The organism is Streptomyces sp. NPDC046859 (genome assembly GCF_040645135.1).
In the GTDB taxonomy this organism is placed as follows: Bacteria; Actinomycetota; Actinomycetes; order Streptomycetales; family Streptomycetaceae; genus Streptomyces.
In genome coordinates this window covers 1-14,061 of sequence record NZ_JBEYXR010000013.1, presented here as the reverse complement: position 1 = coordinate 14,061, position 14,061 = coordinate 1, and the positions used below count along the sequence as shown (strand labels likewise).

The following is a 14,061-nucleotide window of genomic DNA, read 5'->3' as shown; positions in this document are numbered from 1 at the left end:
TCTCCGGTGCGCGTCCCCCGGTCACGGGGGGCGCGAAGAGGCGTGGGCCGGGGCCCAATTTTGGCAAACCCCCTGTCACCGTGTGCCGTCGCCGCTCTACCATCGCCTTATCCGTAGCAGGCTCCCCTCCGTTTCTGCCCGACGGCTCGTTGGCATGCGAGCCCCAAGCCCTACGGAGCATCGGGGGATGCACATGAACAGCGTTCCGCAGCACCTGCTCAGCGAGGACCGCCAGGAGTACGAGCGGATCCTCAACGAGGCGCTGCGCTCCGCCCCACACCGCCCGGAACTGGCCGCTGTCGGACAGCGGCTCAACCCCGAACAACTGCGCACCATGGCGCTGAACGCCACCGCGCTCATCACGGCGGCCGCAGCGACCGAGTACCAGCACTACGTGAAGGTCCGTGAGGAACTGCGCCAGCCGGCGCCGTCCAGCCCGTCGTCGTCCCGTGAGACCGGCTCCAGCGAGCCGGGCGGGGGCGCGATGGGACTCGCCACCACCGTCGGAGAGGTCGCCGAGACCGCGGGACCCGGCCTCGTCGCCGTCCTCGCGGTCCTGGCACCCGTCCTCGCCGGCACCGCCGCGGCGATATTCCTGCTCGTGGGATACGTCCTGAAGATGTTCAATCCCGAGCGAGCCTTCGCCCAGACCATGCTCACCACCGGATGGGTGTTCGGTGCCATCGCGGCGGCGGCCATCCTGGTCGCCGCCGTCGGGCTCCTGCTGACCGCCCTGCGCAACCGACCCACCCTCGACGGCGCGCCCTACGGCGCGCTGAGCGAGGAAGTGATCCTGGCCAGGCAGGCCTGGCGGGAGGCCCTGCTGGAACGCGGCATCCTGCCCTTCCTGCGGGAAGCGCTGGCCGACCCCGGCACGACCGCCGCCCTGCACCCCACCTCACCGTCGACTCCGGCGGGCCGGATGCCGAACCTCGGCTACGGCCGCCCCGGGTTCAGCAGCCCGGACGACGGCCCCGCCGGGGGCCACCGCCCGCGCTTCTCGAGCCCGGACTACACCAGCCCGGACTTCGGAGGCCCGGAACACCAGCCGGAGTGACCCCCGGCTTGCGCCCCGCCACACGAGGCCCTCGCAGGGACCTCCTGCGACGGCCCCCGAGGCAGCCTCCTCGGGGGCGGCGCAAGCCGAGCAGCCTGCAGGGGCCGGGTGATCTGTGCTTCGAGAAGGTACCGATCAGTCCGCCAGCGGCAGGTACACCCTGTTGCCCGCCGCCGCGAACTCCTTGGACTTCTGGGCCATGCCCTCCTCGATCTCCTCCTGCGAGCCGCCGTGCCGCCGGCGGATGTCCTGGGAGATCTTCATGGAGCAGAACTTCGGCCCGCACATGGAGCAGAAGTGGGCCGTCTTGGCGGGCTCGGCCGGCAGGGTCTCGTCGTGGAACTCGCGGGCCGTGTCCGGGTCGAGCGCCAGGTTGAACTGGTCCTCCCAGCGGAACTCGAAGCGGGCGTCGGACAGCGCGTCGTCCCACTCCTGCGCCCCGGGGTGGCCCTTGGCGAGGTCCGCGGCGTGCGCGGCGATCTTGTAGGTGATGACGCCGGTCTTGACGTCGTCACGGTTGGGCAGGCCCAGGTGCTCCTTGGGCGTCACGTAGCAGAGCATGGCGGTGCCCCACCAGGCGATCATCGCGGCACCGATGCCGGACGTGATGTGGTCGTACGCCGGCGCGACGTCCGTGGTCAGCGGGCCGAGCGTATAGAACGGAGCTTCATCGCAGATCTCCTGCTGAAGGTCGATGTTCTCCTTGATCTTGTGCATCGGGACGTGACCCGGGCCCTCGATCATGGTCTGTACGTTGAAACGCTTGGCGATGGTGTTGAGTTCCCCGAGCGTCCGCAACTCCGCGAACTGCGCCTCGTCGTTGGCGTCCGCGATCGACCCCGGCCTGAGGCCGTCGCCCAGCGAGTAGGTGACGTCGTAGGCGGCGAGGATCTCGCAGAGCTCCTCGAAGTTCTCGTACAGGAAGCTCTCCTTGTGGTGCGCCAGGCACCACGCGGCCATGATCGAGCCGCCGCGGGAGACGATGCCCGTCTTGCGGTTCGCCGTGAGCGGCACGTACGGCAGGCGCACGCCCGCGTGGACCGTCATGTAGTCCACGCCCTGCTCGGCCTGCTCGACGACCGTGTCCTTGTAGATCTCCCAGGTCAGTTCCTCGGCCTTGCCGTCGACCTTCTCCAGCGCCTGGTAGAGCGGCACCGTGCCGATGGGGACGGGGGAGTTGCGCAGCACCCACTCGCGCGTGGTGTGGATGTTGCGGCCGGTGGAGAGGTCCATGACCGTGTCGGCGCCCCAGCGGGTCGCCCAGGTCATCTTCTCGACCTCCTCCTCGATGGAGGAGGTCACGGCGGAGTTGCCGATGTTGGCGTTGACCTTCACCAGGAACCGCTTGCCGATGATCATCGGCTCGATCTCCGGGTGGTTGACGTTGGCGGGCAGCACCGCCCGGCCCGCGGCGATCTCCGCACGGACCACCTCGGGGTCGACGTTCTCCCGGATCGCCACGAACTCCATCTCGGGGGTGATCTCCCCGCGGCGGGCGTAAGCGAGCTGGGTGACGGCCTGTCCGTCGCGGCTGCGCCGGGGCTGGCGCGGCCGTCCCGGGAACACCGCGTCGAGGTTGCGCAGTCCCCCTCGCGGCGCTGTGTGCTTGATGCCGTCGTCCTCGGGCCGGACGGGCCGGCCCGCGTACTCCTCGGTGTCCCCGCGGGTGACGATCCAGTTCTCCCGCAGCGGGGGCAGCCCGCGGCGGACGTCGGTCTCGGCGGCTGGATCGGTGTACGGGCCCGACGTGTCGTACAGCGTGACCGACTGCCCGTTGGTGAGGTGCACCTGGCGGACCGGCACCCGCAGATCGGGGCGTGAGCCCTCGATGTACGCCTTGTGCCAGCCGATGGACTTTTCGGCCTCCGCGGAGACTTCGCCCTGCAAGGGCGATTCGTCCTGGTTCGAGGCAGGCGTGCGTGCGTCCTTGATGGTCATGAGACCTACTCCCTACGCCGGCATTACCCGGTAACAGGTTCGGCGGTCGACGCAGCGGTATCCGTCTGCCGACGTCTCGTGTGAAACGTCACTCGTGACGAGTGATGTTTCATGTGAAACATCGCTGGGACGGAGGTCAGCGCCCTCTCAGCCCGGTGCTCCGAGCTCCCGCGTGTACAAAGGTGGTTCCACGCTAGCGCCAGTTCGGGCGCGCTGAACAGAGGGCCCTCTCCGTTCTTGCGATGATCGATCGGTGACCACGATGCATGAACCTCCGTACCCGCCGCACGAACCGCGCCGCGGCCAAGGCCCGGGAAACGGCCCCGCGCGGCACAACGACCGTGACGAGCAGCGGGGTTCGGGAGCGCCCGGGGGCGGGCCCGACAGCGGGCACGAACACGGGCAGGGATCCGGGCACGGGCACTCCCACAGCCACTCCCACGGTCCGGCCGCTCCTGTCTCCCGGCATCTGCGCAAGGTCATCGCGGCCGTCCTGATCCCGTTCGCCGCGGCCGTGGTGGTCGGCCTCACGGTGCTCTGGCCGGGCGGTGCCCCGGCGCACGAGCGCACCGGGGTCGGCTTCGACCGACAGACCCAGCAGGCCACGGTCACGAAGGTGGTCGAGCTGAGCTGCAAGGAGGTGGGCGCCGGCGGAGCTCCGCCGGCCGGGGACACCTCCGCCGCGGAAGGCTCCTCCACCGGCGAGGGCTCCTCCGCGGCGCGGGAGGAGAGCGGTACCTGCAAGAAGGCGACGATCCGCGTCGACACGGGGAAGGACAAGGGCCGTACGTTCACGGAGATCGTCCAGCCCGACCAGTCACGGCAGTTGAGCGAAGGTCAGGAGGTCGTGGTCGCCTACGAGCCCTCTGCCCCCAAGGACCTCCAGTACGCCGTCGCCGACGTCAACCGGCGCGTCCCGCTCTCGGTGCTCGCCGGGATCTTCGCCGTCGCCGTCGTGCTCGTCGGACGGCTGCGGGGCGTCATGGCCCTGGTCTCGCTGGCGATCAGCTTCCTGCTGCTCAACTTCTTCATCCTGCCGGCGATCCTGCAGGGCTCGAACCCGCTGGTCGTCGCGGTGGTGGGGGCGAGCGCCATCATGCTGATCGCGCTCTACCTGTGTCACGGCCCGTCGGCGCGTACATCGGTCGCGGTCCTCGGCACCCTCATCTCGCTCCTGCTGATCGGGGTCCTGGGCTCGGTGTTCATCGACTGGGCAGCGCTCACCGGCAACACCGACGACAACACGGGCCTCATCCACGGCCTGTACCCGTCGATCGACATGAGCGGTCTGCTGCTGGCCGGGATCATCATCGGCTCGCTCGGTGTGCTCGACGACGTGACGGTCACCCAGACGTCCGCGGTCTGGGAGCTGCACGAGGCCAATCCGACGATGGGCTGGCGCGGGCTGTACCGGGCGGGCATCCGCATCGGGCGCGACCACATCGCGTCGGTCGTCAACACGCTCGTCCTCGCCTACGCGGGCGCCGCGCTGCCCCTGCTGCTGCTCTTCTCCATCGCCCAGAGCGGCGTCGGCACGGTCGCCAACAGCGAGCTGGTGGCGGAGGAGATCGTGCGGACGCTGGTGGGCTCCATCGGCCTCGTCGCCTCCGTGCCGGTGACGACGGCCCTGGCTGCGCTGGTGGTCTCGGCCGACCGGCCCGAGCCCGGCACGGCGCCCGTGGGGGCCCGGCCGGCCGTGGCGGGCGCCGCACCGGCCGCGGGGCGGGGTGGGCGGGGGCGGCGGCGCAAGCGGTGAGGCAGGACCTCCGAGTCGCCCCCGACCTCCGCTGAAGCGTTACGCCACTGCCGCCCCCAGCTTGTTGTGACGCCTCAGCCCGCGCTCTGCTCCTCCGCGAGGATGCGGTCCAGGGCCTCGTCGAGATACGCGTCGAAGTCGGCGAGCGCCCCCTCCTGCCCGAGCGGCACCAGCTTGTCGGTGCGGTCCAGGAATGCCACGAGCGGTGCGACGGAGGAGCGGAACAGCGCCTGATCCGGGCCGACCTGGAGCCGGATCAGCACGTCGCCCAAGGTGTCGGAGCCGGCCGGCGAGACCCGTACATCGCCCTCGCCGCAGGGCGTGCCCACGCCGTCGACCAGCAGCTCGCGACCGAAGGCCCAGGTGACCGGGGCATCACCGGGCAGATGGAACGTGAGCCGCACGGCATAGGGATCACAGGTCTCGTAGCGCAGTTCCACCGGGATGCGGAAGGAGAGCTCCTCCGAGACGAGAAAGCTCATCATGACCTCTGCCTGTACGGACTCGCGCATCGCCTACCCCGCCGGTTGCCTTCGACTGGCCGGGACGGACCCCGACACTGGTGGAATCTTGCTGAACGTACACGAGAGATCACAAGGAGTGAGTTTTCAGATGCTGATAGAGAGTGCGAGTGACCCCAGGAGCCGGCCGATCTCGACCTGAAGCTGGTGCACCGTCGAGTGCAGCCGGTCGGCCTGGTGGAGGGGGAGGGACAGGGCCATCGTCGCGGCCGTCGTGCCCACCGTGATCGGGATGGCCGCGCACACCGTGCCCAGCGCGTACTCCTGACGTTCGGTCACGGGGGCCATGCGCCCGACCTGGTCCAGACGTCGTAGCAGGCTATGGCTGTCCGCGACCGTGTAGGGCGTGAGGGCACGCACGGGATACCGGTCCAGATGGTCCCGGCGGGCCTCCTCGTCCAGTTGGGAGAGCAGGCACTTGCCGATGGCGTGGGCATGGCCGGTCTCACGGAAGTCGGCCCACTCGTGCACCGCCGGACTGCCCGGGCTGTCGGAGACGCACATGACCTCGATCTCGCCGTCGCGGTACTGGGCGTAGTAAACCGGGGCACCCACCGCGTCACGCCATCGAGCGAGTGCGTCGACCATGGTGCTGCGACGTTTCTGCTGGGCGCTGCTGCTGCTCAGCCGCACGGCGGCGTCACCGAGGAAGAACAGCCCCTTGTCGCGGCGGAGATAGCCCTCGTGCACCAGCGTGCGCAGCAGGTGGTAGGCCGTGGGCAGCGCGAGCCCCGTCTCCCGGGCCAGTTGCTTGGCGGGAGCGCCGTACGCGTGACCCGCGACGCACTCCAGCAGCCGCATGGCGCGCTGTACCGATCCGATGAGGGTCGCGGACGGCGGCTGCTCCGGGGAGGCCGGGGCCGCCTCGGACGCCGGTGACGTCTGCCGTGGGACCTGGGGCACGGAGGAGCGCGGTTGCTCCAGGGGGTGGTGGGTCGGTGAGGGTGGTGCGGTGTCAACCGTGGCCAAGGTCACTCCCGAGGGGCGAGGGGAAGCCCGTGCGGGGGAACACGGGAGGGGTGCACGCCGCTCGCGGGGGCGACCCCGCGATTCACGGAGCCTATTGGCCCGTCACCCCTGACGGCCGCACGGCCGGGAAAACTTCCCTCGCCCGAGGGAACCGGTGGTTCCTGTTACCGCCCACCGGTCCCCCGTGAACGTCACCAGTCGCTGCGCGACGACGAGCTCGACGTGAACTTCCTGACGACATAGATCAGTCCGCCGACCAGGGCCACGAAGACCAGCAGCTTGAAGAGCAGTCCGATCACGAAGCCGACGACGCTGGCTATCAGCCCACCGAACACCACCAGGGCGATGACCGGCACCGCGATCCACTTCACCCACCACGGCAGTCCCGCGAAGATCTCACGCATCGCCCTCGTCCTTACCTCTCCGCCCGTCCAGTGCGGGTCCTGACTGTCGAATCTGCTGATTCCCTGCACTCGATGCTAGGACCGGCAGGTGGTCCGGCGGGGACCTCGCAGCCCTTGTCCTCCCCTGATCGAACCCCTAGGGAACCCCGAGACGCGAGGTCAGCTCTCCGGGGGAGAGAACACCACGAGCACCCTCAGGTCCTCGCTGATGTGGTGGAACTTGTGGGCCACCCCGGCCGGGACGTAGACGACGCTTCCCCGTGCCACGTGGGTGGTCTCCAGGCCGACGGTGATCTGTGCGCGGCCGCTCACGACGAAGTAGACCTCGTCCTGGTTGTGCGGCTGTTGTGGATCGTGCGCGCCCGCGTCGATCGCGTACAGCCCCACCGACATGTTCCGCTCGCGCAGAAACTGCAGGTAGGCACCGTCGTTGGCGGCACGCTCCGCTTCCAGTTCGTCCAGCCGGAAGGCCTTCATCGCAGTCATCCGCCCTTGTCACAGTGCTTTTCGCCGATCTCGTCTGCCACGATCAGACACATGAAGAATTTCGTAGTCAAGACGATCGCCAACGCGGGCGCCCTGGCGGTCGCGGTCTGGCTGATAGATGACATCACCCTGACCGGCGACAGCACGGGCAAGGAGATCGCCACCCTGCTGCTCGTCGCGCTGCTCTTCGGCCTGGTCAACGTCGTCGTGAAGCCGGTCGTGAAGCTGCTCAGCCTGCCGCTTCTCATCCTGACGCTGGGCCTGTTCACCCTCGTCGTCAACGCCCTGATGCTGCTGCTGACCTCGTGGCTCGCCGACAAGGTCGACCTGAGCTTCCACGTCGAGGGCTTCTGGACCGCTGTCCTGGGCGGCCTGATCATCTCGATCGTCTCCTGGGCGCTGAACGTCGTCCTGCCCGACGGTGACTGAGCGCCCCATGACCTACCGCGTCTGCTTCGTCTGCACCGGCAACATCTGCCGCTCCCCGATGGCCGCGTCCGTCTTCCGGGCCCGGATCGAAGAGGCCGGGCTGGACGGCCTGGTCGAGGTCGACAGTGCCGGCACCGGCGGCTGGCACGAGGGCGACCCGGCCGACCCGCGCACCGTCTCCGTCCTCGAGGAGCACGGCTACGACAGCGAGCACACCGCCCGGCAGTTCCGGACCTCCTGGTTCGAACGCGTCGACCTCGTGGTCGCCCTCGACGCCGGTCACAGGAAAGCGCTGCGCCGACTCGCCCCGACGGCGGACGACGCGGCGAAGGTCCGGCTGCTGCGTTCCTACGACCCCGCCGCCGGCGAGGACCTCGACGTGCCCGACCCCTACTACGGTGACCGGGACGGCTTCGAGGAATGCCTCACCATGGTGGAGTCGGCGAGTACGGGCCTGCTCACAGCGGTCCGCGAAGAGGTGGAGGGCAGGACGGCATGAGCGGTACGCAGGGGCAGGCACCGGTTCCCGGAGCGGGAGACGGCACGCGCGCGGTGCGGGCCGGGCTGCCGGAGCCGGTCAAGTACGAGCCGACCCTGCCGGGACCGGTCTTCGCCGCCCACTTCCATCTGCCGGGCGAGCCCACGGGTCCGTACACCTACGGCCGGGACGAGAACCCGACCTGGACGCACCTGGAGCGGGCCATCGGCGGCCTGGAGGCGCCGGGGGAGAGCGACGTCGAGACGCTCGTGTTCGCGTCCGGCATGGCCGCCATCTCCTCGGTGCTCTTCTCCCAGCTGCGGTCCGGCGAAGCGGTCGTCCTGCCCAGCGACGGCTACCAGGCGCTCCCCCTGGTGCGCGAGCAACTGGAGGCGTACGGCATCGAGGTGCGCACGGCGCCGACCGGCGGCGACGCCCAGCTCGGTGTCCTCGACGGCGCCAGGCTGCTGTGGATCGAGACGCCTTCCAACCCCGGTCTCGACGTGTGCGACGTCCGGCGCCTCGCCGAGGAGGCGCACGCGCGCGGGGCGCTCGTCGCCGTCGACAACACCCTCGCCACACCGCTCGGGCAGCGGCCGCTGGAGCTGGGCGCCGACTTCTCGGTGGCCAGCGGCACCAAGCAGCTGACCGGCCACGGTGATGTGCTGCTCGGCTATGTCACCGGCCGCGACCCGGAGGCCATGGCGGCCGTACGGCGCTGGCGCAAGATCGTCGGCGCGATCCCGGGTCCGATGGAGGCGTGGCTCGCGCATCGCTCCCTGGCCACGCTCCAGTTGCGGGTGGAGCGGCAGAACGCCGGCGCCCTGGCCGTCGCCGAGGCCCTGCAGAACTGGCCGGAGGATCTCGCGGTGCGGTACCCGGGACTGCCCAAGGACCCGTCGCACGCCGTCGCCGCCCGGCAGATGCGGCGCTTCGGCTGCGTCGTGTCCTTCACGCTGCCCACGCGCACGCGTGCCGAGCGTTTTCTGGAGGCGCTGCGGCTCGTCGACGACGCCACCAGCTTCGGCGGGGTGCGCTCCACGGCCGAGCGGCGCGGCCGCTGGGGCGGGGACGACGTGCCGGAGGGCTTCATCCGGATGTCGGTCGGCGCCGAGGACGCGGAGGACCTGGTGGCGGATGTGCTGCGAGCCCTGGACGAATCGGCGCGGTGACCGGCGCCGGGAGCCGTCGGAAAGGGATGGGGCGGTCCGAGCCTCCCCCCTCGTGGCTCGGACCGCCCCCGGTTCTGCGCGCGAAGAACCGCGCGAACAAGGCTAGTTGACTCTCTGTCAGTGTCCAATCACAGTAGCGACAGCGACCTATCGACATATTTATAGTGGGGCCCTGCCCTGGGGGTGGGGAGAAGGGCGGGGAAGGGGAGGACGGTGGCATGGATCTGGCCTTGCTGCGCACTTTTGTGACCGTGCACCGGGCCGGTTCCTTCACCCGGGCCGCGGCGCTGCTGGGCCTCTCCCAGCCGGCCGTGACCTCGCAGATACGGACACTGGAACGGCAGTTGGGACGCCCCCTGTTCCTCCGGCAGGCGCGAGGCGTCACCCCGACGACCATCGGCGACGAGCTCGCCCACAAGGCCGCCCCCCATCTCGACGCCCTGGTCGAGATCACCGAGACCGGTCTCGACGACGAGTCCTCCTTACGCTCGCTGCATCTCGCCGGGCCTCCCGAGTTCACCGCCGAGCGCGCGCTGCCCGCACTCACCGGTCTGACGGGCGAGGACACCCAGGGCTTCGCGCTGCGCGCCTCCTTCGGCACCGCGGAGGAGACCCTCGAAGGGCTCGCCGCCGGACATCATGATCTGGCCATCACCACGGCCCGTCCGCGGGGCGCTCTGCTGACGGCCACTGCGCTCTGCGACGAGGAGCACGTCCTGGTCGCGGCTCCCCACTGGATCGAGCGGATCGGCGCGGGCCATCTCCAGCACAAGGGGGCGCACGCCCTGGAGGACGTCCCGGTGGTGGAGGTGCACGAGTCCCTGCCGTTCGTCTCCCGCTACTGGGCCTCCGTGTTCGACTCCCGCCCCGCCGCACCCGGCACCGTGATCGTCCCCGATCTGCGCGCGGTCCTCGCCTGTGCGGTCGCGGGGGCGGGGCTGGCGGTGCTCCCGCGCTATCTGTGCGTGGACGCCCTCGACCATGGCGAGGTCGTCGCCCTGCACGATCCGCCGGTTCCACCCCTGCGGACGTACTTCCTGGCGGTCCGAACCGGGACCCTGGCGATGCCGCATATCGCACGGGCTCACGAGTGGCTGCTGCGAGCGGCGGCGGACTGGGCCTGAGCAGGGATTTTGCGACCGTCACCCGATGGGCTCGCGCGGTGACGGGATGCGATGTTTCACGTGGAACCAGCCGGGCCACATTCCCTCCATGACCGTCCGACCCGTGGTCAAGCGCACCGCACGCGCCGTCCTCCTGGACGGCGACGATCTGGTGCTGATCAAGCGCACCAAGCCGGGCATGGATCCCTACTGGCTCACGCCCGGCGGCGGTGTCGAACCGACGGACTCCACCGTCGTCGACGCGCTGCACCGCGAGGTGTACGAGGAACTGGGCGCCAAGATCATCGATGTGGTCCCCTGCTTCGTCGACACCGTCGAGCACATCGGCCAGGACGAGGCGTCGACCGGGGTGAAGGTCCAGCACTTCTTCGTCTGCCATCTGGAGTCCATGGACCCGTCCCTGCGGCACGGTCCCGAGATGGACGAGCCCATCGGCGAGTACGAGATCGTCCGGGTGCCGTTCAACCGGGTCGGGATCGCGTCCGTGCACCTGGTACCGCTGTCGCTGCGGCACTACCTCGACGGGAACATCGAGGGCGTGCGCGCGCTGCACGCTCCTGATCTGGGCTGACGCACTCCGGTCGATCAGCCGCCGTTCGTCCGCGTTTCACGTGAAACCCCCTGCGCCGTCACCCCTGTCATGCCGATCCTCTAAGGCATGGCCGGAAGCGCGTTCGTCTCCCCTGAAACAGGTGGACGACCAGGGCACTCGTCAGACAGCCTGACCTGCGTGCCGACACCTACCCTCGCCGCTCTCCCCATCCGCCGTCTCACCCACCGCGATCTGGCCGCCTGTGCCGACCTGTCCCAGGACCGGGGCTGGCCCCGCGAGGAACACAAGTGGGGGCTGCTGCTGACCGCCGGCCGTGGATACGGCATCGACGCACCCGACGGCGGACTCGTCAGCGCCTGCGTCGTCACCGAGTACGGGCCCCGGGAGCGGCCCGGCCTGGGGGCCATCGGCATGGTGCTGGTCGCCGAGCGGTACGCCCGCCGGGGCGTCGGCCGGCGCCTGATGCGTCACGTCGTCTCCGCGATGGGCACGACGCCGCTGACTTTGCACGCCACCCCGAACGGCCGGCCCCTGTACGAGGAGCTCGGCTTCAAGACCACCGCCAGGGCGGAGATGGTGAGCGGGCACTTCGTCCCGGGCGGATTCCGGCCCTCGGTCTCCACCCGTGCGGCGACCGCCGAGGACCTTCCGGCGATCGTCCGCCTGGACGAGGAGGTGTTCGGGATGGATCGCACCCACATCATCACGCGGTTGCCCGCCTTCACCGACCAGCTGCGGGTCGCCGAGGACGGCGGCCGGATCATCGGGTACGCGGGCGCTTGGCCGAACATGGCCACACACGTGGTGGGCCCTCTGATCGCCCGGGACACGGAGACGGCCCAGGCACTGGTCGCGTCCCTCGCCGCCCACACCGACCGGCCCCTGCGTACCGACATCGACGTGCGCCATGAGGAGCTGCTGGCCTGGCTGAAGCGGCGGGGTCTGGGCTCCGTGGCCTTCAACGCGGTCATGACGTATGGCATCCCGGAGCTGCCGGGCGACTGGAGCCGGCGGTTCGCCCCGCTGACGGTGGCCGCCGGCTGAGGCGTCACCGCCGCGTCCGCACGCCGAAGCGCCGATCCCCCGTCGGGAACCAGCGCTTCGTCCGTTCGTGTGGCGGGTGTGCCGTCAGAGGACGGACTCGACGGCCGTGGCCGCGAACCCGTGGTCCTGCTCGGGCGCACCGCCGCCGACACCGATCGCACCGATCAGCCGGCCGTCACGGTGGATCGGCAGGCCGCCCGCGATGAACAGCAGCGGCCGGTCCAGGGCGGTCGGCAGCGTGTGGAAGAGACCGCCGGGCTGGACGGCGTCCACGAGATCGGCGGTGGGGGTGCCCAGCTGAAGCGCCGTGTAGGCCTTGCGGGTGCTGGTCTCGCCGGAGATCAGCACGGCCCGGTCGTCGCGGCGGAAAGCGAGCAGGTGCCCTCCAGCGTCAAGGACGGTGACGCTGACCGGCACTCCGGCGGCCTCGGCGGCGCGCTGGGCGGCGAGGACGAGGGCGTCGGCGTCCTGACTGGTCAGGGGGGTGACTGCGGTCGCGGTGGTCATGGGTTCTCCTTGTGGTGCGGTACTGGGAGGGGAGTCGGTGGCCGGGTGCGCGGGGGCGGCCCTGACCCCGCGCACGGATCGGCTCAGGGGTGGGCGACGGCTTCGGCCTCGACGGGAGCAGGGCGGCTCGTGACGACGGTGCCCGTGGGCGTCCCGCCGCGGCGCTCCAGCGCCGCGGAGACGAACGCGAGCAGCAGCGCGGCCGCGGCGAGGACGGCGCCGACCCAGTTCGGGGCCGTGTAGCCGAAGCCGGCGGCGATCACGATGCCGCCGAGCCAGGCGGAGAGGGCGTTGCCGAGGTTGAAGGCGCCGATGTTCACGGCCGAGGCTAGTGTCGGGGCGCCGTGCGCCTGGTCGAGGACGCGCTTCTGCAGCGGGGGCACGGTGGCGAAGCCCAGGGCGCCGATCAGCGCGATGCTGATGGCCGCGAGGATCTTGTTGTGGGCGGTGACCGTGAAGAGGGCGAGCACGACGGCGAGCGCGCCCAGGGACACGTACAGCAGCGGCATCAGCGCACGGTCGGCGTACTTGCCGCCGATCAGGTTGCCGCCGACCATGCCGAGCCCGAACAGGACCAGCAGCCAGGTCACGGAGCCGTCGGCGAAGCCGGCGACATGGGTCATCATCGGCGCGATGTAGGTGATGGCCGCGAAGACGCCGCCGAAGCCGAGCACCGTCATCGCCATGGCGAGCAGCACCTGGGCGTTCTTGAAGGCGGCCAGCTCGTGGCGCAGCCGTACGCCCTGCGCCTTGGGCATGTCGGGGACCAGCTTGGCGATACCGGCGAGGCCGATCAGCCCGAGTGCGGCCACGATGGTGAAGGTGATCCGCCAGCCCGCGGCCTGTCCGACGAACGTGCCGAGCGGGACGCCGACGACATTGGCGACCGTCAGACCGGTGAACATCATCGCGATGGCACCGGCCTTCTTGTCGGGGGCGACCAGATCGGCAGCGACGACCGAGCCGATGCCGAAGAAGGCGCCATGGGCGAGCGAGGCGACCACGCGGCCGATCAGCATGACCGAGAAGGACGGTGCGACGGCGGAGAGCAGGTTGCCGAGGACGAACAGTCCCATCAGCAGCATCAGCATCCGCTTGCGGGAGACCTTGGTGCCGAGCACGGTCATCAGCGGGGCGCCGAGGACCACGCCCAGGGCGTAGCCGGTCACCAGCAGCCCGGCCGTGGGGATGGAGACCCCGAAGTCGCCCGCGACCTCGGGAAGCAAGCCCATGATCACGAATTCGGTCGTCCCGATGCCGAAGGCCCCGATCGCGAGGGCCAGAAGCGCGAGAGGCATGAAGGGGTACCTTCCCAAACGATTGCAGGTGCGCTTTACGAGTGAGGACAATACTTGCAGACGCGCCTTACTTGCAAGCGCGGACTATTGCGCTCTTGCTCTACTCTGGTTGCAGCCCACCCCGGGACAGAGGACATGCCATGACAGCGACGGATCCCGCACTCACCGCCCTCACACAGGGCTGGGACGCCCTCTCCCTGCTGCACGGCAGGATCGAGGCCCATATCGAACGCGCCCTGCAGAGCCACCACGACCTCAGCGTCCGCGAGTACTCCCTGCTCGACGTCCTCAGCCGCCAGCACAGCGGCGAAGGCGGCCACCTGCA

The 14,061-nt window shown here is 70.1% G+C and carries 15 protein-coding genes, 1 pseudogene and 1 riboswitch; of the genes and pseudogenes, 9 read left to right on the top strand and 7 right to left on the bottom strand.

Annotation, left to right across the window (positions count from 1 at the left end; genetic code table 11):
* Nucleotides 1-187: 187 nt before the first annotated feature.
* Nucleotides 188-1,057, top strand: a complete 870-nt coding sequence (locus ABZ899_RS20175) for a hypothetical protein (RefSeq protein WP_361347795.1) — start codon at nucleotides 188-190, stop codon at nucleotides 1,055-1,057.
* Between the two features lie 135 nt (nucleotides 1,058-1,192).
* On the opposite strand, the gene thiC is transcribed toward ABZ899_RS20175, so the two are convergent.
* Nucleotides 1,193-2,995 (bottom strand): phosphomethylpyrimidine synthase ThiC, encoded by a 1,803-nt coding sequence (thiC, locus tag ABZ899_RS20170; RefSeq protein WP_361347792.1) that lies wholly within the window; start codon nucleotides 2,993-2,995, stop codon nucleotides 1,193-1,195.
* Nucleotides 2,988-3,177: riboswitch (TPP riboswitch) on the bottom strand. Its footprint overlaps the gene before it by 8 nt.
* A gap of 71 nt (nucleotides 3,178-3,248) precedes the next feature.
* Between thiC and ABZ899_RS20165 the strand changes: the two genes are divergently transcribed.
* Nucleotides 3,249-4,751 carry a YibE/F family protein gene (locus ABZ899_RS20165; protein ID WP_361347789.1) on the top strand — a complete coding sequence of 501 codons (1,503 nt, stop codon included), beginning with the start codon at nucleotides 3,249-3,251 and terminating at the stop codon, nucleotides 4,749-4,751.
* A gap of 74 nt (nucleotides 4,752-4,825) precedes the next feature.
* Here the strand turns inward: ABZ899_RS20165 and ABZ899_RS20160 are convergent, their stop codons facing one another.
* The 4 genes from ABZ899_RS20160 to ABZ899_RS20145 all read right to left on the bottom strand — a co-directional run bounded on the left by ABZ899_RS20160 (nucleotide 4,826) and on the right by ABZ899_RS20145 (nucleotide 7,122).
* Complete coding sequence (locus ABZ899_RS20160; RefSeq protein ID WP_361347787.1) at nucleotides 4,826-5,263, bottom strand: SsgA family sporulation/cell division regulator; 438 nt, start codon at nucleotides 5,261-5,263, stop codon at nucleotides 4,826-4,828.
* Between the two features lie 96 nt (nucleotides 5,264-5,359).
* On the bottom strand, nucleotides 5,360-6,094 hold the full coding sequence (locus ABZ899_RS20155) for a helix-turn-helix domain-containing protein (RefSeq protein ID WP_361348221.1): 735 nt from the start codon (nucleotides 6,092-6,094) through the stop codon (nucleotides 5,360-5,362).
* Nucleotides 6,095-6,432: 338 nt separating this feature from the next.
* Nucleotides 6,433-6,645 carry a DUF5326 family protein gene (locus ABZ899_RS20150; protein ID WP_030857134.1) on the bottom strand — a complete coding sequence of 71 codons (213 nt, stop codon included), beginning with the start codon at nucleotides 6,643-6,645 and terminating at the stop codon, nucleotides 6,433-6,435.
* A 159-nt stretch (nucleotides 6,646-6,804) separates the two neighbouring features.
* Nucleotides 6,805-7,122, bottom strand: coding sequence for a cupin domain-containing protein (locus ABZ899_RS20145; RefSeq protein WP_361348218.1), 318 nt, complete (start codon nucleotides 7,120-7,122; stop codon nucleotides 6,805-6,807).
* Nucleotides 7,123-7,182: 60 nt separating this feature from the next.
* Between ABZ899_RS20145 and ABZ899_RS20140 the strand changes: the two genes are divergently transcribed.
* The 6 genes from ABZ899_RS20140 (at nucleotide 7,183) to ABZ899_RS20115 (ending at nucleotide 11,931) form a co-directional block, all read left to right on the top strand.
* Nucleotides 7,183-7,560, top strand: coding sequence for a phage holin family protein (locus ABZ899_RS20140; protein ID WP_361347783.1), 378 nt, complete (start codon nucleotides 7,183-7,185; stop codon nucleotides 7,558-7,560).
* A gap of 7 nt (nucleotides 7,561-7,567) precedes the next feature.
* Nucleotides 7,568-8,059 carry a low molecular weight protein-tyrosine-phosphatase gene (locus ABZ899_RS20135; protein WP_361347780.1) on the top strand — a complete coding sequence of 164 codons (492 nt, stop codon included), beginning with the start codon at nucleotides 7,568-7,570 and terminating at the stop codon, nucleotides 8,057-8,059.
* Complete coding sequence (locus tag ABZ899_RS20130; protein ID WP_361347777.1) at nucleotides 8,056-9,210, top strand: cystathionine gamma-lyase; 1,155 nt, start codon at nucleotides 8,056-8,058, stop codon at nucleotides 9,208-9,210. Before ABZ899_RS20135 ends, ABZ899_RS20130 begins: the two co-directional genes overlap by 4 nt.
* Before the next feature lie 218 nt (nucleotides 9,211-9,428).
* Nucleotides 9,429-10,334, top strand: coding sequence for a LysR family transcriptional regulator (locus tag ABZ899_RS20125; protein WP_361347775.1), 906 nt, complete (start codon nucleotides 9,429-9,431; stop codon nucleotides 10,332-10,334).
* Nucleotides 10,335-10,422: 88 nt separating this feature from the next.
* Nucleotides 10,423-10,905 (top strand): NUDIX hydrolase, encoded by a 483-nt coding sequence (locus ABZ899_RS20120; protein ID WP_361347772.1) that lies wholly within the window; start codon nucleotides 10,423-10,425, stop codon nucleotides 10,903-10,905.
* A gap of 159 nt (nucleotides 10,906-11,064) precedes the next feature.
* Nucleotides 11,065-11,931 (top strand): GNAT family N-acetyltransferase, encoded by an 867-nt coding sequence (locus tag ABZ899_RS20115; RefSeq protein ID WP_361347770.1) that lies wholly within the window; start codon nucleotides 11,065-11,067, stop codon nucleotides 11,929-11,931.
* Nucleotides 11,932-12,015: 84 nt separating this feature from the next.
* Here ABZ899_RS20115 and ABZ899_RS20110 read toward each other — a convergent pair whose 3' ends face one another.
* Both ABZ899_RS20110 and ABZ899_RS20105 read right to left on the bottom strand, forming a co-directional pair.
* Nucleotides 12,016-12,438 (bottom strand): heme-binding protein, encoded by a 423-nt coding sequence (locus ABZ899_RS20110; RefSeq protein ID WP_361347767.1) that lies wholly within the window; start codon nucleotides 12,436-12,438, stop codon nucleotides 12,016-12,018.
* Nucleotides 12,439-12,521: 83 nt separating this feature from the next.
* The gene (locus tag ABZ899_RS20105; protein WP_361347765.1) at nucleotides 12,522-13,736 is read right to left on the bottom strand and encodes an MFS transporter; all 1,215 of its coding nucleotides are present in this window, start codon (nucleotides 13,734-13,736) and stop codon (nucleotides 12,522-12,524) included.
* 140 nt (nucleotides 13,737-13,876) lie between these two features.
* Between ABZ899_RS20105 and ABZ899_RS20100 the strand changes: the two are divergent.
* Nucleotides 13,877-14,061, top strand: a pseudogene (locus ABZ899_RS20100) (MarR family transcriptional regulator); the annotation flags it as partial.